31 protein-coding genes are annotated in these 22987 nt (G+C 30.2%); all 31 read right to left on the bottom strand.

Going from position 1 to position 22987, the window contains the following annotated elements:
• Positions 1-8: 8 nt before the first annotated feature.
• The gene (locus tag CA_RS10695; RefSeq protein WP_010965374.1) at positions 9-461 is read right to left on the bottom strand and encodes an arginine repressor; all 453 of its coding nucleotides are present in this window, start codon (positions 459-461) and stop codon (positions 9-11) included.
• Positions 458-1312, bottom strand: coding sequence for an NAD(+)/NADH kinase (locus tag CA_RS10700; RefSeq protein ID WP_010965375.1), 855 nt, complete (start codon positions 1310-1312; stop codon positions 458-460). The genes CA_RS10695 and CA_RS10700 overlap by 4 nt, the downstream gene beginning before the upstream one ends.
• Before the next feature lie 11 nt (positions 1313-1323).
• The gene (locus CA_RS10705) at positions 1324-2127 is read right to left on the bottom strand and encodes a TlyA family rRNA (cytidine-2'-O)-methyltransferase (RefSeq protein ID WP_010965376.1); all 804 of its coding nucleotides are present in this window, start codon (positions 2125-2127) and stop codon (positions 1324-1326) included.
• Between the two features lie 36 nt (positions 2128-2163).
• Positions 2164-4023: a 1-deoxy-D-xylulose-5-phosphate synthase gene (gene dxs / locus CA_RS10710; protein WP_010965377.1), complete on the bottom strand. Its 1860-nt coding sequence runs from the start codon at positions 4021-4023 to the stop codon at positions 2164-2166.
• Between the two features lie 4 nt (positions 4024-4027).
• Positions 4028-4585: a hypothetical protein gene (locus CA_RS10715; protein ID WP_010965378.1), complete on the bottom strand. Its 558-nt coding sequence runs from the start codon at positions 4583-4585 to the stop codon at positions 4028-4030.
• A gap of 680 nt (positions 4586-5265) precedes the next feature.
• Positions 5266-6135 (bottom strand): polyprenyl synthetase family protein, encoded by an 870-nt coding sequence (locus CA_RS10725; protein WP_010965380.1) that lies wholly within the window; start codon positions 6133-6135, stop codon positions 5266-5268.
• Entirely contained in the window at positions 6125-6358 is a 234-nt protein-coding gene (locus tag CA_RS10730; protein ID WP_010965381.1) for an exodeoxyribonuclease VII small subunit, read from the bottom strand. Before CA_RS10730 ends, CA_RS10725 begins: the two co-directional genes overlap by 11 nt.
• A gap of 28 nt (positions 6359-6386) precedes the next feature.
• Positions 6387-7586 (bottom strand): exodeoxyribonuclease VII large subunit, encoded by a 1200-nt coding sequence (gene xseA / locus CA_RS10735; RefSeq protein ID WP_010965382.1) that lies wholly within the window; start codon positions 7584-7586, stop codon positions 6387-6389.
• A gap of 1 nt (position 7587) precedes the next feature.
• Positions 7588-8424, bottom strand: coding sequence for a bifunctional methylenetetrahydrofolate dehydrogenase/methenyltetrahydrofolate cyclohydrolase (locus CA_RS10740; protein ID WP_010965383.1), 837 nt, complete (start codon positions 8422-8424; stop codon positions 7588-7590).
• Between the two features lie 24 nt (positions 8425-8448).
• Positions 8449-8856, bottom strand: coding sequence for a transcription antitermination factor NusB (gene nusB, locus CA_RS10745; RefSeq protein WP_010965384.1), 408 nt, complete (start codon positions 8854-8856; stop codon positions 8449-8451).
• Between the two features lie 131 nt (positions 8857-8987).
• Positions 8988-9383, bottom strand: coding sequence for an Asp23/Gls24 family envelope stress response protein (locus CA_RS10750; protein WP_010965385.1), 396 nt, complete (start codon positions 9381-9383; stop codon positions 8988-8990).
• A 275-nt stretch (positions 9384-9658) separates the two neighbouring features.
• On the bottom strand, positions 9659-10192 hold the full coding sequence (locus CA_RS10755) for a SpoIIIAH-like family protein (protein WP_010965386.1): 534 nt from the start codon (positions 10190-10192) through the stop codon (positions 9659-9661).
• Between the two features lie 72 nt (positions 10193-10264).
• The gene (spoIIIAG, locus tag CA_RS10760) at positions 10265-10897 is read right to left on the bottom strand and encodes a stage III sporulation protein AG (RefSeq protein WP_010965387.1); all 633 of its coding nucleotides are present in this window, start codon (positions 10895-10897) and stop codon (positions 10265-10267) included.
• Between the two features lie 12 nt (positions 10898-10909).
• Positions 10910-11491 carry a stage III sporulation protein AF gene (gene spoIIIAF, locus CA_RS10765; protein ID WP_010965388.1) on the bottom strand — a complete coding sequence of 194 codons (582 nt, stop codon included), beginning with the start codon at positions 11489-11491 and terminating at the stop codon, positions 10910-10912.
• A 20-nt stretch (positions 11492-11511) separates the two neighbouring features.
• The gene (gene spoIIIAE, locus CA_RS10770) at positions 11512-12660 is read right to left on the bottom strand and encodes a stage III sporulation protein AE (RefSeq protein WP_010965389.1); all 1149 of its coding nucleotides are present in this window, start codon (positions 12658-12660) and stop codon (positions 11512-11514) included.
• A gap of 9 nt (positions 12661-12669) precedes the next feature.
• Complete coding sequence (gene spoIIIAD / locus CA_RS10775) at positions 12670-13053, bottom strand: stage III sporulation protein AD (protein ID WP_010965390.1); 384 nt, start codon at positions 13051-13053, stop codon at positions 12670-12672.
• A gap of 9 nt (positions 13054-13062) precedes the next feature.
• Complete coding sequence (gene spoIIIAC / locus CA_RS10780) at positions 13063-13260, bottom strand: stage III sporulation protein AC (RefSeq protein WP_010965391.1); 198 nt, start codon at positions 13258-13260, stop codon at positions 13063-13065.
• 11 nt (positions 13261-13271) lie between these two features.
• Positions 13272-13790 (bottom strand): stage III sporulation protein SpoIIIAB, encoded by a 519-nt coding sequence (gene spoIIIAB, locus CA_RS10785; RefSeq protein ID WP_010965392.1) that lies wholly within the window; start codon positions 13788-13790, stop codon positions 13272-13274.
• Position 13791: 1 nt separating this feature from the next.
• A complete protein-coding gene (gene spoIIIAA, locus CA_RS10790) occupies positions 13792-14709 on the bottom strand; it encodes a stage III sporulation protein AA (RefSeq protein WP_010965393.1) in 918 nt (305 codons plus the stop codon).
• Between the two features lie 178 nt (positions 14710-14887).
• Positions 14888-15448 carry an elongation factor P gene (efp, locus tag CA_RS10795; RefSeq protein WP_010965394.1) on the bottom strand — a complete coding sequence of 187 codons (561 nt, stop codon included), beginning with the start codon at positions 15446-15448 and terminating at the stop codon, positions 14888-14890.
• Positions 15449-15529: 81 nt separating this feature from the next.
• Positions 15530-16600 (bottom strand): M24 family metallopeptidase, encoded by a 1071-nt coding sequence (locus tag CA_RS10800; protein ID WP_010965395.1) that lies wholly within the window; start codon positions 16598-16600, stop codon positions 15530-15532.
• Positions 16601-16778: 178 nt separating this feature from the next.
• Positions 16779-17168 (bottom strand): hypothetical protein, encoded by a 390-nt coding sequence (locus tag CA_RS10805; RefSeq protein ID WP_010965396.1) that lies wholly within the window; start codon positions 17166-17168, stop codon positions 16779-16781.
• The gene (locus CA_RS10810; protein WP_010965397.1) at positions 17158-17610 is read right to left on the bottom strand and encodes a hypothetical protein; all 453 of its coding nucleotides are present in this window, start codon (positions 17608-17610) and stop codon (positions 17158-17160) included. The genes CA_RS10805 and CA_RS10810 overlap by 11 nt, the downstream gene beginning before the upstream one ends.
• Before the next feature lie 14 nt (positions 17611-17624).
• On the bottom strand, positions 17625-18353 hold the full coding sequence (locus CA_RS10815; protein ID WP_010965398.1) for a hypothetical protein: 729 nt from the start codon (positions 18351-18353) through the stop codon (positions 17625-17627).
• Between the two features lie 12 nt (positions 18354-18365).
• Positions 18366-18563: a hypothetical protein gene (locus CA_RS10820; RefSeq protein ID WP_014518954.1), complete on the bottom strand. Its 198-nt coding sequence runs from the start codon at positions 18561-18563 to the stop codon at positions 18366-18368.
• Positions 18542-18994 (bottom strand): type II secretion system protein, encoded by a 453-nt coding sequence (locus CA_RS10825; protein WP_010965400.1) that lies wholly within the window; start codon positions 18992-18994, stop codon positions 18542-18544. The genes CA_RS10820 and CA_RS10825 overlap by 22 nt, the downstream gene beginning before the upstream one ends.
• On the bottom strand, positions 18976-19404 hold the full coding sequence (locus tag CA_RS10830; RefSeq protein ID WP_010965401.1) for a prepilin-type N-terminal cleavage/methylation domain-containing protein: 429 nt from the start codon (positions 19402-19404) through the stop codon (positions 18976-18978). Before CA_RS10830 ends, CA_RS10825 begins: the two co-directional genes overlap by 19 nt.
• Positions 19385-19858: a type II secretion system protein gene (locus CA_RS10835; RefSeq protein ID WP_010965402.1), complete on the bottom strand. Its 474-nt coding sequence runs from the start codon at positions 19856-19858 to the stop codon at positions 19385-19387. The genes CA_RS10830 and CA_RS10835 overlap by 20 nt, the downstream gene beginning before the upstream one ends.
• A complete protein-coding gene (locus CA_RS10840; RefSeq protein ID WP_207717229.1) occupies positions 19821-20180 on the bottom strand; it encodes a type II secretion system protein in 360 nt (119 codons plus the stop codon). The genes CA_RS10835 and CA_RS10840 overlap by 38 nt, the downstream gene beginning before the upstream one ends.
• 17 nt (positions 20181-20197) lie before the next feature.
• Positions 20198-21388, bottom strand: coding sequence for a type II secretion system F family protein (locus CA_RS10845; protein WP_010965404.1), 1191 nt, complete (start codon positions 21386-21388; stop codon positions 20198-20200).
• Positions 21389-21399: 11 nt separating this feature from the next.
• The gene (locus CA_RS10850) at positions 21400-22875 is read right to left on the bottom strand and encodes a GspE/PulE family protein (RefSeq protein WP_010965405.1); all 1476 of its coding nucleotides are present in this window, start codon (positions 22873-22875) and stop codon (positions 21400-21402) included.
• Positions 22876-22987 lie beyond the last annotated feature (112 nt).

A 22987-nucleotide genomic window follows, 5' to 3' on the forward strand; every position in this document is an offset into this window, starting at 1 on the left:
ACCCTCTCCTATTCATTAATCATCTTTTTCAGCTTTTGAACAATATTGAATGCTGTTTCTTCACTTCTAGAAAGTATAAAAATAGTGTTATCGCCTGCTATTGAACCTGCTATTCCATCTAAATTCAAAGAGTCTATAGCTTCCGCTGCTGCATTAGCTGAACCCGATATGGTTTTTACCACTACCATATTATTTACCCTGTCAACATTTAATACAGTTTGGGCAAAAATTGTAACGAGCTTATTTGACAAAAAACTCTCCGTAGGAGAAATAGTTGCATATTTATATCTTCCTTTTGATGAGAGAACTTTTATAAGTTTAAGCTCCTTTATATCTCTTGATACAGTGGCTTGAGTAACTTCCATACCACTTCTTCTTAATTCCTCAGCCAGCTCCTCTTGAGTTTCAATATCCTTTAAATTTATAATTTCTAAAATTTTTGTATGTCTTGATACCTTCAATATTTATCACCTTCACATTCTTCAGTTCTAAGTATTATTTTCTTTCTAAGTACTTCAAAATAATTATAATCCTTCAATTTTAGAAGTTTACATTTATAGTTAAGCTTCGAAATCTCAATAAATGAAACTCCTTTTACGTCTACAGGTTGCCTTCCATCTACAGTTATAAATACGTTCTCATTTGCATCTATTCCTGATATTGTTATATTACTTTTACCATCCAATACTATGGTACCTGCATATGGTCCTTGAGGACAAATTGGAGTAAGTGATATTAAATCCAGGTTAGGATAAATTATTGGACCTCCTGCTGATAAATTGTACGCTGTAGAGCCGGTTGGAGTAGATATAATTATCCCATCCGACTTAAATCCCATATAAAACTTATCGTCAACATCTATATTATATTTTAGTATTTTTGCCATATTTCCCTTGTACAAAACAACTTCATTTAAAGAATAGAAAACTTTTTTGCTGTTTCCCTTTATAAAAGAACATTTAAGCATAGTTCTTTCTTGAAAAAAATATTCACCCTTAAATATTTTATGTATTGCATCTTTGAAATCCTTAAACTCAATAGATGATAAAAATCCAAGGTGACCTATATTAACACTGAATATAGGAATTCCACATGATACTAAATTCCTTGCAGCGTTTAAAATAGTGCCATCTCCTCCAAACGCAATAAAGAAATCTGGTTTTGTTTTACATACTTCGTCAAAATAATTTAATTCATCATAAAATTTTACTTGAACGTCCTTTTTTTCTTCTTTTATGACTTTTTCCACATATTTTCTTATTGTACCATCAGGATCTTTACATGAATTGATATTGACACCTATATTCTTCATTTAAATCTCTCCTAATCAAGCTTCTTATGGGCATTTTCAACCACACTTTCTGTACTATCATAATCTACCTGTATACACTTTTTAGAAAAGTATACTAGATATTCTATGTTACCCTCTGGTCCCTTAATTGGCGAATATGTAATTCCTAATATTGACAACTTCATTTCTTTCAAAAAATCCACTATCGTATTTATTACTTCAATATGAGTTTCAGGTTCCCTTACAACTCCTCTTTTTCCAACTTTTTCTCTTCCTGCCTCAAACTGAGGTTTTATAAGTGCTACAATCTCCCCATCATCTTTTAGCAAATTAATAACTACAGGAATTACTTTCTTTAAAGATATAAAAGAAACATCAATACTGGCAAAATTACCAAATTCGCCTATATCTTCAGGAGTAACATATCTCACGTTAGTTCTTTCCATACATACAACTCTTGGATCTGTTCTTAACTTCCAAGCAAATTGACCGTATCCAACATCTATAGCAAAAACTTTGGATGCACCATTCTGAAGCATACAATCTGTAAATCCACCAGTAGATGCTCCTATATCAAAACAGACTTTATCCTTTAATCCTAAACCAAAGGATTTTATCGCCCTTTCAAGCTTGTATCCACCCCTGCTTACATAAGGCATCTTTTCTCCTCTAAATTCAACCTTAGAGGAGACCTTTACCTTTTGACCACATTTATCAATTCTTAAGTCATCTACATATATTTCTCCAGCCATTATACTTGCTCTTGCTTTTTCTCTGGATTCAAATATTCCTTTTTCCACCAAAAGCACGTCTAATCTTTCTTTGTTTTCAGACATATAAACTTCTCTCCTAAAATAAAACTATATGACTAATTATTTAAAAGAAATTATTCTTTTGCATATGCCTTCTATATCAAGATCATATAGTTTATATAAAATTTCGATATTTCCATGAGTTATGAACTCATCTTTAAAGCCTAAATTTAAAACATCATTTTTAAATTTCATATCATTTAGATGTTCGAGTATTAAGCTCCCAATCCCTCCATGAAGGACATTATCTTCAATAACCACAAATTTATAGTTATCTCTTGCAAATCTATTCAAGGTATCCTTATCTATTGGCTTTATAAAAGTTGCATTTATAATAGCACAATCGATTCCATATTTCAAAAGTTCATCTCTAACTACCATAGCCCTTTGAACCATTTTTCCTACTGCTACAATAGCTACATCTTTTCCATCTTTTAATATCTCCCATTTTCCGTGTCTAAATTCCTTTAAAGGTGCCAAAACATCTGAAATATCATTTCCACCCTTAGGGTATCTTACTGCAATGGGATAATTTTGCTTAACTGCCCAATTCATAATATAATTCAATTCTTCAACACACTTTGGAGCCATTATAGTCATATTAGGTATACTACTTAAATATGAAATATCAAAAACTCCCTGATGAGTCTCTCCATCTTCACCAACAATACCTGCTCTATCTATTGCAAACACTACTGGTAATTTCTGAATGCAAACATCGTGAAGCACTTGATCATATGCTCTTTGAAGAAATGTCGAATACACTGCAAAGACTGGCTTATATCCTGTAGCTGCTAATCCCGCTGCCATAGTAACTGCGTGCTGCTCAGATATACCAACATCAAAAAACCTTTGTGGAAACTTCTTAGAAAATTCACACAATCCAGTTCCATCAGTCATTGCTGCAGTAATCGCTACAATTTTATCATTATTCTCAGCCATTTGAACCATTGCCTTACCAAAGGCTTTAGAATATGTATCCTTTGGCTTTGAAAGTGCTTCTCCTGTTTTAGAATTAAATTTGCCTATACTATGAAATTTATTAGGATTTTCTTCTGCATAGCTATAGCCTTTTCCCTTTTGAGTCTTAACATGTAATATCACAGGTCCTTTAATTTCCTTAGCTTTTGATATAACACTAGTTAGTTCTTCAATATTATGTCCATCAATTGGACCAAGATATTTTATTCCTATATCTTCAAAAAACATTCCTGATACAACCATTTGCTTTATTCCACCTTTGATTCTTTCGATGGAATTAGCTACCTCTGACCCTATATTAGTTCTTTGTAATTTAGTTTTAACATCCTTCTTTAATTTGTTGTATTTAGGATCTAATCTTATTTTATTTAAGTACTTAGATATGCTTCCAACATTTTTTGCGATAGACATTTGATTGTCATTAAGTATTATTATAACATTAGTTTTCTTGTATCCAATATCATTTAAAGCTTCAAGTGCCATACCACCTGTAAGTGCACCGTCACCTATAACTGCAATAACATCATAATTATCTTTTGACAGATCCCTTGCTCTTGCAATACCCGAAGCTGCTGAAATAGATGTGCTACTATGACCTGTTTCAAATGCATCATAAATACTTTCATTCCTCTTTGGAAAGCCACTTAGTCCATTAAACTGCTTAAGACTATCAAATTTATCCTTGCGACCTGTTAAGATTTTATGTACATAGGCTTGATGTCCTACATCCCATATTATTTTATCTTTTTTCAAATTGAATACTTTGTGCAAGCTTAAGGTAAGCTCCACTACGCCAAGATTAGAGGCAAGATGACCTCCTGTTTTTGAAATCTTATCTATCAAAAACTTCCTTATCTCACTAGCAAATTCTTTAAGCTCATCACTGCTCATATTTTTTATATCATCTACATCTTCATAATTATCAAGTATGTTATACATTTTTTCATCTATCCTTTTGAACCAGGTATAAAATTTTTGATACCCTGGTAACTATTTTTCTGCTATTATTAATACCATAAGTTTTTCCTATAGCCTTTCCTAAAATAGTTCCAGCTGCTATCATTCCTCCAACCATTGCACTTAAAGCTTCAGATGGAATATTTTTATTAAGCATTTGCTGAAGCAATTTATCTGTTATCAAAGCTCCCATAGTACCACTTACAATTCCGCATATATCTCCTATTACATCATTGCAAAATGTAGCAACCTTATCTGAATTTCTTATAAGTTTTATTGCAATGGATGAACCATGAATTTTTTTAGCTGCCATAGCATGAAAGGGAGTTTCTACTGCTGTAGCTACAGAAATTCCAATTATATCAAAAACTATTCCTATAAAAATTATACAAATCAATAAAATAAAAGCTACTAATAAATTAACCCTTCTTAGTAGCAAATCAGACAACAGAGAAACACTGCTACTAATGGTAATAGACCATATAAAAATCTTAAGCAGCCATTTGTGCATATCTCTAGAATTACCTTTTTTATTTTTTGACACAATAATTCCTCCAAAACATAACATCAATGTGGTAACAAAATAAGTAAATCTTACGGCATAGGTTCAGTAGGCTTTCCCCACGAATAACTATACGTCGCCATATAGCGGTTTCCCTTTAATATCCGAGCTGAAGTGTTGCCACTTTCAGGACTGAATTGCCACTAAGTCCGCACTGCAATCCTCATTTTACCAAAACAGTCTAGGAGTTTTCCTCAACAGTTAGATGCTTTCTTAGCCTCTTTTGCAACATAGGTTTCAGAGTTCAATAGTACAAAAACTTAGGCCTAAAATTTTTGACTTGTTTATCTCCTCTCCCCATACCACTCAAGGCAGGCTACACTGCACATAGCTTTTACACCACATTGCAGGTTTACCCCAATTTCGTATATTGAATATCTCTCTCAATATACAATAATTGGCCTCCACAAAAGTAGGGTCATTTGTCGCATGCCATTGCGAGTGCCCCAGCTTTTTTAACTCCCAGCACAAGCCCAAGACTGGGCATTCTAAGGCCAGCACCAGGAACTTCATCGATGTGCCCTTTAGCGGATTTTTAGCCCCGCCTTCAAAAAGCATTTCCCTGACTAGAATACTGCACCACATTGAATATATTAATTGAAATTATAACATATAAGCTTTAAATATTCAAAAAATAAAAGCGTTCCTATATACAATTAAACTTATCTATTTCTCTTTAATAAAAGTTCTGTTATTTCTTTAAGCAATTCCGTATTGCCTTGTATTTTGCCTATTATATCTAAACATTCATCTGTTAACTCTCTGCAAATACTCTTACACTTATCTATTCCATACAAAGTAACATAGGTACATTTATCATTTTCCAAATCACTTTTCGATGTCTTTCCCATGATTTTTGTATCTCCAATAATATCGAGTATATCATCTTCTATTTGAAAAGCAAGACCTAATTTATCACCATATTGCGATAAAAGCTCCACATCATGCAAAGGAGCTCCCCCTAATATTGCTCCACTGACTACAGCTGCCTTTATAAGCTCACCTGTCTTTTTTTTGTGCATATATCTAAGCTCATCTTCATTTATCTTCTTTCCTTCACTTAATATATCCACAACTTGACCGCCTATCATTCCATCTGAACTTGCTGCCTTAGATATCATTAAACAAGCTTTAAGAGCCTCTTCACCTTTTCCAATACAATACTTAAACATTATGTTCATTGCCTCGTTCAGAAGGCCGTCACCTGCTAAAAGAGCAATAGAATAGCCAAAAATCTTATGATTTGTTGGTCTTCCTCTTCTTAAATCATCATTATCCATACACGGTAAATCATCATGTATTAGTGAATAAGTATGTATCATTTCAATTGCTGCCGCTATGTCAATTACTTCTTTGTAATCTTTATTATATATGGCATACGAAGCTAATAAAAGCAGAGGTCTTACCCTTTTTCCACCCGCATTTAGGCTATAGTTCATAGATTCATATACCCTTTTATTGTAGTTATCTTTTCCTTCAAAGTATCTACTTAAATATTCCTCTACTTCTTTCTTTATTACTTTATTGTTCATATGAATCACCTGCTTTTTTAAATTCCTCTTCTCCATTTTCCGTAAGCAGTTTTATCTTTCCCTCCGCTTTGTTTAATATTTTATACAGCTTATCACAAAGCTTTACACCATCCTCATAATTTTTCATAGCTTCCTCTAAAGGTAACTCTTCATTTTCCATACTGCTCACAATTTTTTCAAGTTCTTTTATCATTGATTCATAACTTTCTTTTTTAGAAGGCATTAATTATTCACCTCACTTAAATTCTAGTTCACCTTAAAATATCTATTTTAGCATTCACCTTGCCATCCTTAAATGTTATATGGACTTTATCTGGTTCTTTTAATTTATCTACATTACTTATATTATTTCCAATTTCATCACTTATAATGGAATATCCTTTATTTAAAATATTAATTGGGCTATTTGATTTTAAAATAGAATTATATCTTAGTATCTTTTCTTTTTCTATTTTTATCTTATTTGCTATTCTCATATCAAGTACATACTTAAAGTTGTCAATTGAAGAATATCCATTAACTATCAATATTTCTGGACTGTTTTTTTCTAACATCCTTTTAGCTATTTCAAGCTGATTACATTTATTTTGAATATATGTTTTAATACTAGTATCAAGAGCTCTTTTTAGAGAAACAAAACTATTCATTTCTTCATTTATATTTGGGACTGCAATTTCTGCCGCTGCCGAAGGAGTAGGTGCTCTTCTATCACTTACAAAATCAACTATTGTGAAGTCTGTTTCATGACCTACACCTGTTACAACAGGCTTTTTAGAATTATATACAGCATATGCAAGCTTTTCATCGTTAAATGCCCAAAGTTCCTCAATGGATCCTCCACCACGTGCCAATATTATAGTATCAATGTCTTCTCTATTATTTAAATAATCCAAAGCTTTTATTAATTCACCTGGGGCATTTACCCCTTGAACTAAAGTTGGACATATGATCATGTCTACACTCTTATTTCTTCTCGTAGCCACATTTATTATATCTCTTATGGCTGCACCTGTTGGAGAGGTTATAACACCTATCATTTTAGGATATTTAGGTATATTTCGCTTATGTTCCTCACTAAACATACCCTCGTTTAAAAGCTTTTCCTTTAGTTTCTCAAAGGCTTCATAAAGTTCTCCTCTTCCCTCAGGAGTGATTTCAGTACAGTAAAGCTGATAAGCTCCATCTTTAACATATACTGATACTCTTCCCTTTACATTTACCTTCATTCCATTTTCAGGAATAAATTTTAACTTTTCAGCATTACTTCTAAACATTATGCAGTTTATCTTCCCTCCTTCATCCTTAAGGGAAAAATAAACATGCCCACTGCTGTGAAATTTAAAATTTGATATTTCGCCTTTTACTTGAGCATTACTCAATATATAATCACTATCTACAACTCTTTTTATATAATTATTTAGTTCTGAAACCGACAAAACCTTTATATACATATTATTTCAATGCCTCACAAACATTTAATATTAACATTGTGGTTGTCATCGCCCCTACTCCCCCAGGAACTGGAGTTACGTAAGCTGCCTTTTTTATAACCTCATCAAAAACCACATCTCCACGAAGTTTACCATCTACTACTGTAGTTCCAACATCAATTACAATAGATTTTTCATTAACAAATTCATCTGTTATAAAACCTGGTCTTCCAATAGCACTTACAATAATATCAGCTTTTTTACATATATCTTTTAAGTTTTGTGTTCTAGAGTGGCATATTGTAACCGTTGCATTTTCATTTAGTAAAAGCTGCGCTGTAGGTTTACCTACAATGTTACTTCTCCCTATTACAACTGCATTTTTCCCACAAATATCCACATTTAAACTCTTTATAAGATTTATAATACTTCTTGGCGTGCATGGTATAAATGATTTTTCACCCTTGTAAAATTTTCCTGTATTTATATCTGTAAGACTATCTATATCTTTATTAGCATCTATTTTAGATGTGACTAGTTTTGCATCAATGTGATTAGGCAGCGGTAATTGAAGCATAATTCCATGAATTTTATTATCTACGTTTAGACCTTCAATTAACTTTATTAGTTCTTCCTCTCGTATACTTTCATCTAAAAATATACTCTTAAACTCAATTCCAAGACTTTCTGATACTTTTTTTTGATTGTTAACATAGTATAATGAGCCCCCATCATCTCCAACTGTTATACTGGCTATGCATGGAATATCTAACCCCTGTTTCTTTCTTTCATTAATAAATTCAATTATTTTATCTTTATACTTTTGAGATTCCGCTTTTCCATTAATTATATCTCCCATACACAACTACTCTCCTTTAAATTATCATTTTTCCTCAGAACTATTTATTAAATTTCCAATAACTCCATTAACAAATGAGAAAGAGTTCTCTTCAGCATAACTTTTTGCAAGTTCAACAGCCTCATTTGCAGAAACCTTACAAGGTATATCCTTTTCGAAGAATATTTCATATGCTGCCATCCTAAGTATGGTGATATTTATCTTGGATATTCTGCTTATCTTCCACTTCTTGGAGCTTTCTTCAATTTTAGAATCTATGTACTCCATGTTTTCATCTATTCCTCGTAGTATTCTCTCTATGTACTCAAAATCTAAGTTCTCTATTTCGTTATTTTCTTTATAATGTTCTATTGTATCTGAAATGCTATTTTTGTTAATAGATATTTCAAACAATAATTTCATAGCTACTTCTCTACTTTTCTTTCTATTCATTTAATTCTTTTCCTCCTAGTATGTATATGTTAGGTTTTAATCCATCCTATACACAATATTATGTCCTTTAATACATGGTTTTTACTCTATATTTATATGCAATTAAAACACCCTCTTAAGAGGGTGTTTTATTAATTATCTTCTTCTATTTCTTCCGTTTCCTGCTGTTTATTAGAAAAAGCCACATTTTGAACAAAAACATTTACTGCTGAAACATTGAGTCCAGTTAAACTCTCAACAGTTGTTTTAACATTCTCTTGAACCTTAACTGCAACATCTGGTATTCTTAAGCCATATTCTATTACAACATAAAGGTCTATGGAAGCGCTTTCTTCTCCTACATTTACTTTAACACCCTTAGTTAAATTCTTCTTACCGCTAAGTATCTTAGTTATTCCACCAACTATTCCTGAGCTCATACCAACTACACCCTTAATCTCGGATGCGGCAAGTCCTGCAATAACACAAACCACTTCATCGGATATTTTAACTATACCCATGTCTATATTCTTAAGTTCCTCTGCCATTTTTTATTACCTCCTCTGCTCTGAAAAAACAAAGCAATTTACATATAATCAAAATTAAAGGCTATACCAATAATTAAAACACTCATTCTTTAAGCTAAGAGTATTATATCAAAATAATTTATATTTTACAAATACACATATTTAAAATTACTAAGTTTAATTTATACTCAAAACAGAGCTCTAGTAAAAAAGATAGGGTTTCATATGTAAAGTGAAACCTATAAATCTAAAACATAGTATTTATAAGTTAACTATTACCCCTGAAACCCTATCTTTTAATGTACTGGTTGTAAAACTTCTATGTTCCTAATCTTAGTTACATCCGTAACTACTTCCTTAATATCTCTAAGTTGATTATCCGTTAATTTATCACTATCGCATTTTACTGTTACAGTTACTTTACTATCAGTTATGGAACAAAGTGCGTCCTTAAAGCCTTTACTTTTAAGCATTGTTTCAACCTTATTACACTTAGAATCCTCATCTGTTAATGTCATCATTTTTTGTTGAGCTGATGATTTTGTATCATTGGAAACATTCTTATCATCAATTATGTTCTTTAAAGTTTGTATCTCCCTTTGATCTTTTTGTTCCCTTTCAAGCCTTCCCTGTGCAAATACATCTGTCTTTGTGCTGCTACTTTTCTTAGAATTGTCATTTGTAGATACCGTACTCTTATTAGTGTTAGTATCACTATCAAAGTCAGTATCATTTACATAAAGTGGACTTCTTACCCTTGTTGCCAGCACTCCAGCACACACTATAAGTACCATCAAAGTAACAATAATAACAGCTTGTTTTTTATTCATATATTTCTTATCCTCCTTTTATTATTCATTCTAAAAAATTTATATGCTTGTTTACTGTTTTCTATGAATAATTTATTTTTTCATAGGATACACATTTACCTTATCCTCCGTTAGCTGAAACAAATCTACTACAGCATTCACAATATTAAGCTTTATTACAGAATTATCTGCTCCTTCTGCCACAACACAAACCCCTGTTATTTGAGGCTTATATTCCTTCAATATAAATGGTGATTCTTTATCTCCATCCTTTGATGTAACAATTGTACTTCCATCAGAATCCTGAGTGGTTGTTCTTTTCCCTCCAGAATTATCTGCTTCATCTGTAACAGATTTAGTCTTGTTTTCATTAGTTGCTGGCACCTGCTCTTCTCCACTTCCAAAGTAAATCATTACCTGAACCTTACCCACTCCATCTATTTGTTCTAATGTTTGTTTTAATTTTTCCTCCATATTAGTTTCATAGTCCTTTGAAGGCTTGACTTCATTTTTGGTTCCATCATTTTCAGCTTTGGTATTCTTTACATTATTCTCAGTAATACTACCAGTAATACTATTATTAGAACTATTCTTAAAAAAATCTGCAGTAATAATAAGTAGTATTCCAATAAGTCCTAATATAACTATATTAGTAACTGTACTCTTCTTAGTTTTTTCATCCTTAGAATCGAATTTAAGATTACTTAAAAACTTCTTAAAATTCATCTTATCACCCCATCAGAGTTTATAAATTTTTATATCAGAATAAGGTATTTCCATCTCATCACTTATGTAGTTAGCTATTTCCTTCTTAGTTTTTTCATCAATATCACTTTCTGTATTCTCTTTATCATTATCTATTTGTACTTTTTCAATTTTTTTCACGTTGTTATTTTTAACACCTATATTTAACTTTTTTATTAAGACAGTTTTCTTCTCGCTGCTATATTGAACATCTGCAGTCACACTATAATCATTATCCGGATACTTGTTTTTAAGCATTTTTGAACACTTATCCTCTAAATTTTTCTTAAATTCATCGACAATAGAATTTATTTCTTCTCCATCGCTTCCTTTTAATTCTTGATCATAAGTATTTTTCTCAAAAACATTTTGAGCATTAACAATATACTTATTTATGTTATCTGCATTGTTAAAAACCTTTATTACAGGCTGTACGATTACAGTCATTAAAATAAGTCCTAGTACAAATTTAGAGTATTTTTTCAGCTTATTATCTGGAAGTATTATTTCTATAACCGTAATAAATAATGCAGCAGTACATATAGTTATAACCCATTGTTTAAGCCATTCAAGCATATAGTTCACCAATCCTTATCTTAAACTATTTTTCCAGCTGCTATTATTATAGCTATCATTATAAAAAACATTACAGCTACCCCTATAAGACAAGATCCAATTAATATAAGACAATCTCCTACACTATTCAAACAATTAACTATTCTCTTATCGCTTATAGGTTCTACAAAGGCAGCTACAATTTTATGCACAAAGGCAAGTAAAAATATTTTGATTACAGGAAAAATAATCATCACTATTAAAACAATTAGCCCTACAGTGCCTATTGCATTTTTAAGTAGTATTGAATACCCCGCAACCGTTGAAATAGCATCAGAAAGGCATTTTCCAACTATTGGTACAAAGTTGTCCACAGCAAATTTTGCAGTTTTTGCAGTTACATTGTCTATAGCCTTTGCATTTATTCCTCTTATAGTTATTATTCCTATAAATACAGTCATAATTATGCCTTGAATCCATATTACAGATCTTTTTAGGAGTTTCGATAAATTGCTAATTTTATAATCCTCTGATAAGTTATTTACGAACTCAAGCACAAATGATAATAAAATCAATGGAATTAATATATCAGTAAAAACTTTTTCAGTAAAATTTATAGAGAACAATATAACAGGATCAAATACTGTAGATTCTACAAGACTCCCAGAACTTATGAGAAGTGTAAGCAAAATCGGAACAACAGCTCCCATCATATTGCTTATATCTTTCATAGCCCCTTGTGCTGTACTTACACATATTTTAAAGTTTTTAGCAATTATTATTATTATTATTGCATAACATGAAAAATATGCTATTTGAGTTAACTTTTCAGAAGAAAAAGCCTTTTGAAGATTAGTTAAAAGAGCACAAACAATACATATGAAAACCAGTGTAGATACTAGTTTTAAGCAGCTTGTTATATCCTGCATAAAGTAACTAAAAACAGCTCTGCTAAATTTAGAAACAGAAGTATTACCTTTACCATTTTTCATATAGTATTCAACATAATCTTTTATATTAAGATCCTTCAGCACATCATACTTTCCCTTTATTTTTGTCATATAATCATAAAGTTGCATAATTTGTTGCTCATTTTCTTTTGTTACATCAGAACCACTTTTATCATATGCTTGTACAGTTACAGGAAACAAGATAAGAATAACTACAAACATCAATATTACTTTTTTCATTTTCTTCTCCTATATGATATTTAAAATAGCATTTAAAACCCCCATGAGTATTGGAACTGCTAACATGAGAATAAGTATCTTACCTGAAAACTCTACCCTAGAGGCTATGCTATTTTGCCCTGCATCCTTGCATATTTCACTGCAAAAGGATGCTATATATGCAATACCAAGTATTTTTAATACAGTCGTCAAGTATACAAAATCAACCTTTGCCTTAAGAGCAAATTGCTGCAGAATCTGCATAACAGCTGTTATCCTAGGTATCATAAAAATAAATATAAGAATCCCAGCAATCATACTTACACTAACAGCTATATCATCTCTTTTTCCTTTAAAGACTAATGTAACTGCTAAAGCTACAAATGCAAAAGCTACTACTTTTATTATTTCCATAATATCCTCCTAAAGTTGAAACATAGTCTTTACAGCCTCAAACAATTTACTTATTAGGCTTATTACCATCAAGAGGAGGATCACTATGCCTGCCAAATTTGTTACTACTGCAAAATCATCTTTTCCACTGGATTTAAGTATTTTATCTATAATTATAGTAAGAATTCCAACTCCCGCAATTTTAAATAAAAGCGATATATCAAGCAAAAGGTCACCCCCTAAACAATCATGATAGTAATCATTGCACCTACACAAAATCCAAGACATCTGTACATCTTAACGTTTTTTTTCATTATTTCCTCCGCTTCCGTTATATGATTTTCAATATTCTTAATAGCAAGTTCAAATACCTTAACTTGTCCTTCAATATCTGTTTCTCCTAGGCTCTTTGACAAATTTAGAAGTATCTTCTTATCATCATTGTTTAAATTAGTTTGAAACTTATCTGTATCAAAAACGCACTTAAATGCGCTATATACATTATCAGTTTCTTTATAACAGAGATTTTCCGCAGCTAATTTAAAGAATAAATTCACTGGATAGTTTGATCTATCTGATATGTTCTTAAAAGCTTCAACAAGCGGTGTATGTGTGTATATAATTTCATTTCTAAGTTCATACAGAGAATTATGAATTTCTTTAAGCTCCTTCACTCTCTTTCTAAAATGTTCTGCATACCTAAAACCTACTATGGTAGAAGAAGTTATTATTAGGATACACCCTACAAATTTTATCACCCTATAAACCCCTTTCTCTTTCTTTTGTATAAAAATCGTAAATATACTCTACAGTCCCAACACCACTTCTGCCACTTAATACTATTGCTCTTTCAAAAACATTATTCTTAATGGCATCTTTAAAAACATCTCTACTATTTAAATCTTCAATTCCAAATCCATGTATGGTGGTTATAAGCTTAACACCGCAGTTTACTGCCGTAAGTATACTCTTAATATCATCATAAGTGCCTATTTCATCACAAATTATAACCTCTGGAGCCATACTCCTTATTGCCATCATAATTCCAATACTTTTAGGGCAATTATCCAAAATATCCGTCCTTATTCCTATATCCATTTGATTTACACCATTAAGACATGCACCTATCTCACTTCTCTCATCTATAACACATACCTTTTTCCCTCTAAATTGTATGCTGTTTATACCATAGGATATGTTCCTTGTTATATCTCTTAAAAGTGTTGTTTTTCCACAATTAGGTGGAGATATTATAATAGTATTGAGTACGGTATTTCCATAAACAATTTTTTTCATTATGCTATTTGAACATCCAGTTACTTCTTTACATATTCTTATATTTAATGAGGATATATTCTTTATAGTTTTTATTTTATTTTCTTCTAATACACAATCTCCACATATACCAACTCTATGGCCTCCTTTTATGGTAATATATCCTTGTCTTAATTCATCTTCTACTGAATATATTGAGTATCCACTCATGACATTAAAGGTTTTTTTCAAATCTTCTTTTGTGGCAATGTAGTTACTTATTATCTCCTTTTTCCCAATTTGAATTATTAAAGGCTTGTTTACTTTTATTCGTATCTCTTGTAAGTTATTATAGTCGGATATTCTTTTAACTTCTCTTTCTATTTTTTCAGGTAGTATAGAAAAGATATCTTCAAGGTTCATCACATTTCCTCCCCTTATAAAGAGTTTAAAGTTAGTTTTCACATACTAAGCCCTACAATTAATTAGTATTTAGTAATGCTAAAAATTATTACAAAAAAAACAGAGGTTTAACATAATTAATTACGTTAAACCTCTGTTTTTATAATACTTCAAACTAAGAAATTCTATAAATTCAATTTTATTGAACTCTTTCCATATATTCTCCAGTTCTTGTATCAACTCTTATTGTTTCTCCCTCATTAACAAACAAAGGAACTTGAACTACTGCATTTGTTTCAAGAGTAGCGGGCTTCATAACATTTGATGTTGTATTTCCTTTTACTCCTGGTTCGCAGGAAACTATTTTAAGTTCTACAAAGTTTGGAGCTTCTACTGAGAAAGCCTCCCCTTTGTAAAATTTAATTGTAGCAAACATATTTTCTTTTAAATACTTGATTGCATTTTCAACTTGATCAAAACTTAAAGGAATTTGTTCATAAGTTTCTTGATCCATAAAATAGTAGAAAGACTCATCAGAATATAAATATTGCATTTCTTTTCTTTCTATTACTGCTTCCTGCATTTTCGCTGTTGGATTAAATGTTGTTTCTGTTACAGCACCAGTTATAACGTTCTTAAGCTTTGTTCTTACAAAAGCTGCTCCCTTTCCTGGTTTTACGTGTAAAAAATCAACTACATTATAAACTTGTCCATCCAGCTCAAAAGTAGTTCCCTTTCTTAAATCTCCTGCTGATATCATTTAAGTATCCCTCCAAAACATTAATCAATATATAATATTATAACCTTTTAGGTAAAATTAATACACATTAATACAAAATAACTATAGACATATCAATTCCTTAGGTGATTCTGATAAACATACACACCCATCATCTTTAACAACTATTAAATCCTCTATTCTAACTCCTCCAAAACCAGGAATGTATATTCCAGGTTCATCCGTTACTATCATACCAGACTTTAGAACTGTTTCAGATGCAGGACTAACTCTAGGCCCCTCATGTATTTGTCTTCCAACACCATGACCTAATCCATGTCCAAAATTTTCTCCATAACCATGAGAAGCTATTATATCTCTAGCAACTTTATCTACTTCTCTTCCTGTAACTCCACTCTTTATAACTTTTAAGGCTTCTTTGTTAGCTTTAAGAACTACATCATAGATTTCTTTCATTTTGTCATTTGGTTTTCCTATAACTATTGTTCTTGTCATATCCGAGCAATAATCATTAAAGACACAACCAAAATCCATAGTTAAAAACTCGCCTTCTTTAAGAATCTTATCTGTAGCCTGACCATGAGGCAAACATGATCTTTCTCCACTGGCTATTATAGATGGAAAAGATAAATCCTTAGCTCCAAGTTTTTTCATTGTAAATTCAAGTTCTAATCCAACTTCTCTTTCTGTCATACCTTTTTTAATAAATTTAAGCATATGACTAAAAGCCTTATCCGCTATAGCTGCTGCTTTTTTTATAGTATCAACTTCATTTTCATCTTTAATCATTCTTAACTCTTCAACCATACCACCTAATGGTACAAGTTCTGCTTTAACACTTTTTTTATAAGAATCATATATGGAAACTGATATGATGTCCTCTTCAAAGCCTAGCTTACTTATGTTTAGCTTTTCTACCATATTCCCTAAAAAAGATGAGAATGGACCACTATACTGTACAACCTCGTAATTTTCGTTTACCTGCTGCTTTGCCTGCTCTGTAAACCTTGAATCAGTTATAAAAATTGCTTTATCTAAGGTTATTATAGAGAAACTTTCGTCTCCCGTAAAACCGCTCATGTAATTTCTATTAGGATCACTTATAAGCAAAACACCATCTATTCCTTTGTTAACCATTGCTTTTCTTAAATTTTTAATTCTCTCACTATACATTTAAGACGTCTCCCTTCTGACACCAAAAACCCATACATTAATTTTATACTATATTAAATTACAACTTAACCCATAATCTAACATGCATTAACATATTAAGTTATTCCAAAATTACACATGGTTGACCAATGTTATTTTATCAAAACTTATAATTATTTGCAAATTTATTTTTTTATCATCATCTATTAAATTTTAACTGTATTTTACAATCCTTGTTATTATCTTTGTTATTTACAACTATATTATCAATCCCACTTATACTATCATCTTTTTTAAAATTATTAATTATTTTTATGAGCCTGTCTTTGGAAAAAGGAAAGCTTATATCTACATTAATGCAATCTGTATTTTTATCATCTTCCTTTATATCATCCACTGTAACCTCATCATATCCATTTAGTTTGTGCAGTATTTTTTCATAACTTAAGCTTTGTTTTTTTACTTTTGCAATTTTTATTATATTTACACTTTTATTCTTATAATTTTCATTGTATTTTTCTATATTTAACATGCTTAAAAAAAACAAAAGACATATCAAAACTGAAAAAATCAACATTTTATTCCTCATTTTCTTTCACCCTTACACTTAAATTATAGCAATTGCTTTTATCCAAGTCTTTAGCAACATCCTTAACTATAAATTTCTTGTTCTTTTCTAAATCATAAATAACTCCCTCAATGGTATCGCTATCACATATAAGACTAAAGGTTATTATATTGTCTTTTATGCATACGGTGTCCCAATTTAATTTATCTACTGTATTAAAAAACTTCTCAATACTTTCTTCATATTTCTCATTAATTTCTTTTCTAGTTACGTCTCTTCTATTAATTACACTTTTTTCTTGATATACTCTAGCAGTATTTTGAACTTTACTATTCAAATAAAAAAAAGCTAATTCAAATACATTTAAAATAACCAAACTTAATATAATAAGAAAAATAAAGAAGTTCTTTTTATTGTACTTTTTTATCTTAATCTCATAAGGCAAAAAATTATTTTCACTCATATCTTTCCTTTCAATTACACAATCAACTTTATTAATTTACTTTTACTTATTGGTTCTAATCTACATACTTTAAAATTAGTTTTTAACAGCTTAAATATCTCTTCATCATCTGTAATACCGTTAACCACATAAGCACTTCTAAAGCATTTTTTATCCACATTATTAGTTATGAAATTTTCCATGTAAACTTTAAGGGAATATAATTTTCTATTTTTTCTACAATATACTCCGTTAGCATATATATAATCGTCTTTAATTACAATGGTATAGACATCTTTTTTATAGGAAAAGCATATAATAAAATTTTTATCCTTGATAATTTTTTTGTAATATTCAATAAAACAAAACTGTATCATTTTTACAGCCTTTAAATTCTTATTTTCCATGTCCTTATCCATATGTCTTAAGTTATCGGTATTTATGAAAAATACAATCACCTTTACCTTTCCACTTTTTTCTTCAAGTTTTCTATAACTAAAAATCAATCTTTTTTCTCCATGGTACAAAAACTTAAGTTCATGATTTATCATGTATGAGAGTTTGTTATCACAGACCTTGGGAAACTCAAAAAACTTTATATATATTTCTTCTCCTTCTATTACCACATAAGTTTTTCTACTCTTTAAATCAAAGAACTTATCTGTAGTTTTTATATCTTCCATTGTAATTTTATTTAACATATTTAAGTAGGTTTTTTCTACACAATCGTAATTGACAGCATAAATCTCTTTAAATTCTTTCATAAACTCATCCTCTCATATACCATCTTCTATGTAAATTTCACAATTATTATTTTTTGTCCTTACTATAGACTTTTGAAGTTCACTTATATACTTTTTTCTCTCGCACTCAATGTTATACAAGTAAAATGCCACAAGAACACACAGCATACCAATTATAAGAGCATAAACCATACTAAATCCTCTATTCTTTATTCTTTTATTGGAAAACACTTTCTAAGCCTTCTTCCATCATTTAATGTTGCATACACATAAAACACATTTTTATTCTGCAAAACATTGAAGCCACTAACTTTCTCCATGATATTATTGGATGTTACTTTTAAGTTTAAAATATAGTAGTCTATCACTACTTTACTCGTATACTGATTTAAACGAATTATGTCAAAGGCATTTTCATCCTTAACTATCTTTATTTCATTATTATTTTCAATTTTCACTGTACCTTCCTTTAAAAATTTATTTATAATTATAAGTCCACTTGAAAAATTCGCTTGATCATTATTACTTTTCATATCTTTCTTATACCCATTTATTAAGCTAAATAAAACAGAAATTGCAAACACAGTAAACACACAAAAAATAGCTGAAGCTGCTACCATTTCAATAAGCGTAAATCCCTTTTTCACTTTGTAAAATTGCATACAAAAATCTTTTCCTTTCCCATAATATCAGTGTAAAGCTTAAGAGTTATTTTCATTTTCCCATTTTCATTTAACTCCGATACTGTAATGTAGGGATATGTATTCAAATTAGTTTTACCAATCTTTTTTAAGTCCGCTTCATATTGGTTTTCCGATATTTCATTTTTTGATAAATACATCTTGCCCTTTTCACATAATTCCTCAACGTCATTATTATCATCATTAAAGATTATTTCATTTTTTACAGCATCAATATAATAAGTATAATTTTGAATATCATCATTAATTTTTCCCATTTTTAACTCGTCTACTTTCAAATTTACTGCAAATAAAAACAATATAGAAAATATACTAAAAGAGCACATAACCTCAATCAATGTAAATCCTTTTTTATTCCTTAACTTCCACATTTCCAGTTCCTACACATATCGTAATTATATGTGTTTCTCCTTTATTATCTTTATACAAAATTGAACATGCATTTAAAAGCATTCCACTATCATCTATTGTGATTGAACCATCATAGATTAATACTGGTTGAAGTTTAAAATCCTCTGGCAGTGTAAAGGTATCTATATTAGAATTAATGTCTCTATGAAATATTACACAATTTGATTTACTATTAAAAAACATCTTTCCAGTTATATTCCTGCTAATACAATAGTTTCTACTACTATTTATAAAGTTAATCATTTCATTATTTACATACTTAACCTCAATTCCATTTTTAATATCCTTATAGCTTTTAAAGCTTATTGCAATAACTGAACACAAAATAAGCATAATCGCTATTGTACAAAGAAGTTCTATTAAAATATAGCCCTTTTTACTTTGTCTTGAAGTCATAAGTAACTCTTCTTCCATCTATTTTAACCTCACAACTTAAGTTACTACACTTAAAATCTACATCTATATCGCTATCATCCACTGCTCTTACTTGCACTTTATTATCTTTAACACTCAAATCCTCATTTATGTTGTCTAAAACCTGTTCATTATCAAATTTGCCTTCCTTCATATAGCTTCTCATTGCACTTTGAAAAACAAGCGCTGCCATGTCCTTTGCCTTCTCATTATTTGCTCTTCTTATATAAGAATATATATTAGGCACTAGTATGGCTCCAAGTATAGCTATTATAGACATGGAAATTATAAGTTCAATGAGTGTAAAGCCCCTTTTTTTCATCACCTTAAAACTCTCCTTTATATAGAATTCATTATATTAATCATTGGAAGAATTGAAGATATTATTACGGTTCCAACAAATACGGCTAAAAATATTATCATACATGGTTCTATAAAATTTATTATTCTTTTTAAATCATCTTTAAATTGTTCTCTGTATAAGTCTGATATATTTCTCATAATTTCCTCTATGTTACCGCACTCTTCTGCCATTATAAGCATATTCTTAGTTTGTCTTGTAAAAATATTTATTTTCTGAAAGCTCTCTCTAAAATCCTTACCATTTCTTAAATTTTCAATTATATCTTTTATGCATTTTTCTGCATATGTATTTTCTAAAACCTTTGAAGCTATATGCATCGCCTTTATTATATCAATTCCGCTTTTAATGAGTATGTATAGTGTATTTGAAAATCTTAATGCTATTTTGTTTTTATAAATCTCAGATAAAAATGGAATTCTAAATTTTAATTCATCTAACTTCATTCTATTTTTCTTAACCCTAAGTAATTTCTTTGATATGCCATAAATAATTAGTATAAAAGCAATAATACCTAGAAAATCATCCTTAATAAAAAAGCTCACACTTAATATAAACTCAGTTATCTTAGGAAGTTTACCACCAAGAGAATTCAAAGTTTCTACAAATCTAGGAATAACTTTAGAAACTAAAAACACCAAAATTATTATTGTAAAAGCAAACACAATGGCTGGATAGGTTGTTGCATTTTTTATCTTCTCTTCTGTTTTCCACTGATCTTTATAATATTCTCCAAGATTCCTAAATACCTCAGATAAATTACCACTTTCCTCTCCTATAAAAAGCATGCTTTTAAAAAAATATGGTATACTATCTCCACAATATTGAACACTCTTATATATGGAATTACCATTTTCAATTCCCTTTTCTATGCACTTAATAATTCTTCTCATATTTCCTTGAAATTTATCATACATTATACTTAAGCTTTCACATATGTTAAATCCAGCATTCATCATATAAGACATTTGTTTTGAAAAAATATATAGTTCTTTACTTGATACTTTTTTATTTCTTATAAACTTTTTTTTAGCTATTACTTTAGAGGAAATCAAAAAATACTTGTTATGTCTAAGCTCCATTATTAATTCATACTCACTATTAGAAAAGCTTTCTCCCTTTACAACATTGCCTTCCATATTTATAGCTTTATACCTATACTCTTTCATGGATTAACTCCTTAAATATTATAAATTACTCTCTTAAATTCGCTAAAGGTGGTTTCTCCTCTTTTAACTAATTCCATTCCACTTTTTTTTAATGTTTTCACACCAGACTGTATAAAGTATCTTTTTATACAATCAGCTCCTTTAGATTCCGCTATTATATCTCTTACATCATCGTTTATTGATATAATCTCAAACACAGCCTTTCTTCCATGGTATCCTGAAAAATCACACTTGCTGCAGCCTCTGCCTTTATACAAAACCTCACTTGAATTAAGTCCTAAAACCTTTCTTTCATAGTCATTAGGTTTATATTCCTCTTTACAATGTACGCAAATAGTTCTAAGGAGTCTCTGAGCTATAACACCATTTAATGCATCTAGTATAAGATATTTTTGAATTCCCATATCACACAATCTATTAATTGCAGAAAAGGCATCGTTAGTATGCAGAGTACTAAGTACAAGATGTCCAGTTATAGCAGCTCTAACTGCTATTTCAGCTGTAGTTTCATCTCTTATTTCCCCAACCATTATAATATCTGGGTCCTGCCTTAATATATTTTTAAGACCTGATGAAAATGTAATCCCAGCTTCATAATTTACGTTAATTTGATTTATACCCTCTATAATCATTTCTACTGGATCTTCTATAGTAACTATATTCTTTTCTTCTGAATTAAGCTTTGATATTGCTGAATATAGGGTAGTACTCTTCCCACTGCCAGTTGGACCAGTCAGAAGTACTATACCATTAGGTTTTTCAAGCAAACCCGCGACTTCATTTTCATTTACTCCTGTTATGTCACTAAAACTTAAGGCTGCATTATTTTTATATAGTACCCTTATTACAATTTTTTCTCCAAAAATAGTAGGTATACTGGAAACTCTAAAATCACAATTTTTGTAGTACATTCTTCCATCCTGTGGAGCTTTTTTTATAACAATATTCATGTCAGCCATTATTTTTATTCTTATACAAACAGATTCATATGCCTTAAGGGGTAGCTCCATTACCTTTTTTAAAACACCATCAATTCTTATCCTCACAACCGCAATATCTTTAAAAGGTTCTATGTGTATATCACTTCCATTTTTACTAAGTGCTAAGTCAATTATTGAATCAACAAGAAGTACTGATGGAGAATAACTCTTAGCCTTTTTAACCTCATAGAGTTTCTGATTTTCTTCTTCTTTTTTCATATCATTTATAGCCTTATGACCCAATTCCAAACTAGTATATATCTTTATGTATTTTTCAATTTGCTCTTTATACCCCTTGTATACAAAAATCTCTTTTCTTAATAAAAATTTTAAATCCTTTATAATCTCCTTAGATACCTTCCCAAAGGAGGCAACACAAACCTTACTTTCATCAAAATAAAATGGAAATACATTATAGCTGCAAATTGACTTCATATCTATAGCTGCTATAAGCTTTTCCTTATTTATGTCACATTCATCTAAATCTACAATTTTTAATTCACTCACTTAACACACCACTCTTATACATTAGCTTACTATATTTGAAATTATTGACACAAAATAATTATATATACTCTTAAAGTAGAATTTATTATACACAATATAAACCAAAACTTAC

The organism is Clostridium acetobutylicum ATCC 824 (assembly GCF_000008765.1).
In the GTDB taxonomy this organism is placed as follows: Bacteria; Bacillota; Clostridia; order Clostridiales; family Clostridiaceae; genus Clostridium_S; species Clostridium_S acetobutylicum.

Bases quoted from the DNA above. Each gene is read 5' to 3' on its own strand.
- CA_RS10700 (WP_010965375.1), bottom strand. From the start codon at position 1,312: ATGAAGAATATAGGTGTCAATATCAATTCATGTAAAGATCCTGATGGT.
- CA_RS10705 (WP_010965376.1), bottom strand. From the start codon at position 2,127: ATGTCTGAAAACAAAGAAAGATTAGACGTGCTTTTGGTGGAAAAAGGA.
- dxs (WP_010965377.1), bottom strand. From the start codon at position 4,023: ATGTATAACATACTTGATAATTATGAAGATGTAGATGATATAAAAAAT.
- CA_RS10725 (WP_010965380.1), bottom strand. From the start codon at position 6,135: ATGAACAATAAAGTAATAAAGAAAGAAGTAGAGGAATATTTAAGTAGA.
- CA_RS10730 (WP_010965381.1), bottom strand. From the start codon at position 6,358: ATGCCTTCTAAAAAAGAAAGTTATGAATCAATGATAAAAGAACTTGAA.
- xseA (WP_010965382.1), bottom strand. From the start codon at position 7,586: ATGTATATAAAGGTTTTGTCGGTTTCAGAACTAAATAATTATATAAAA.
- CA_RS10740 (WP_010965383.1), bottom strand. From the start codon at position 8,424: ATGGGAGATATAATTAATGGAAAAGCGGAATCTCAAAAGTATAAAGAT.
- nusB (WP_010965384.1), bottom strand. From the start codon at position 8,856: ATGAATAGAAAGAAAAGTAGAGAAGTAGCTATGAAATTATTGTTTGAA.
- CA_RS10750 (WP_010965385.1), bottom strand. From the start codon at position 9,383: ATGGCAGAGGAACTTAAGAATATAGACATGGGTATAGTTAAAATATCC.
- CA_RS10755 (WP_010965386.1), bottom strand. From the start codon at position 10,192: ATGAATAAAAAACAAGCTGTTATTATTGTTACTTTGATGGTACTTATA.
- spoIIIAG (WP_010965387.1), bottom strand. From the start codon at position 10,897: ATGAATTTTAAGAAGTTTTTAAGTAATCTTAAATTCGATTCTAAGGAT.
- spoIIIAF (WP_010965388.1), bottom strand. From the start codon at position 11,491: ATGCTTGAATGGCTTAAACAATGGGTTATAACTATATGTACTGCTGCA.
- spoIIIAE (WP_010965389.1), bottom strand. From the start codon at position 12,660: ATGAAAAAAGTAATATTGATGTTTGTAGTTATTCTTATCTTGTTTCCT.
- spoIIIAD (WP_010965390.1), bottom strand. From the start codon at position 13,053: ATGGAAATAATAAAAGTAGTAGCTTTTGCATTTGTAGCTTTAGCAGTT.
- spoIIIAA (WP_010965393.1), bottom strand. From the start codon at position 14,709: ATGAACCTTGAAGATATCTTTTCTATACTACCTGAAAAAATAGAAAGA.
- efp (WP_010965394.1), bottom strand. From the start codon at position 15,448: ATGATATCAGCAGGAGATTTAAGAAAGGGAACTACTTTTGAGCTGGAT.
- CA_RS10800 (WP_010965395.1), bottom strand. From the start codon at position 16,600: ATGTATAGTGAGAGAATTAAAAATTTAAGAAAAGCAATGGTTAACAAA.
- CA_RS10805 (WP_010965396.1), bottom strand. From the start codon at position 17,168: ATGAGGAATAAAATGTTGATTTTTTCAGTTTTGATATGTCTTTTGTTT.
- CA_RS10810 (WP_010965397.1), bottom strand. From the start codon at position 17,610: ATGAGTGAAAATAATTTTTTGCCTTATGAGATTAAGATAAAAAAGTAC.
- CA_RS10815 (WP_010965398.1), bottom strand. From the start codon at position 18,353: ATGAAAGAATTTAAAGAGATTTATGCTGTCAATTACGATTGTGTAGAA.
- CA_RS10825 (WP_010965400.1), bottom strand. From the start codon at position 18,994: ATGCAATTTTACAAAGTGAAAAAGGGATTTACGCTTATTGAAATGGTA.
- CA_RS10830 (WP_010965401.1), bottom strand. From the start codon at position 19,404: ATGTGGAAGTTAAGGAATAAAAAAGGATTTACATTGATTGAGGTTATG.
- CA_RS10835 (WP_010965402.1), bottom strand. From the start codon at position 19,858: ATGGAAGAAGAGTTACTTATGACTTCAAGACAAAGTAAAAAGGGCTAT.
- CA_RS10840 (WP_207717229.1), bottom strand. From the start codon at position 20,180: ATGAAAAAAAGGGGCTTTACACTCATTGAACTTATAATTTCCATGTCT.
- CA_RS10845 (WP_010965404.1), bottom strand. From the start codon at position 21,388: ATGAAAGAGTATAGGTATAAAGCTATAAATATGGAAGGCAATGTTGTA.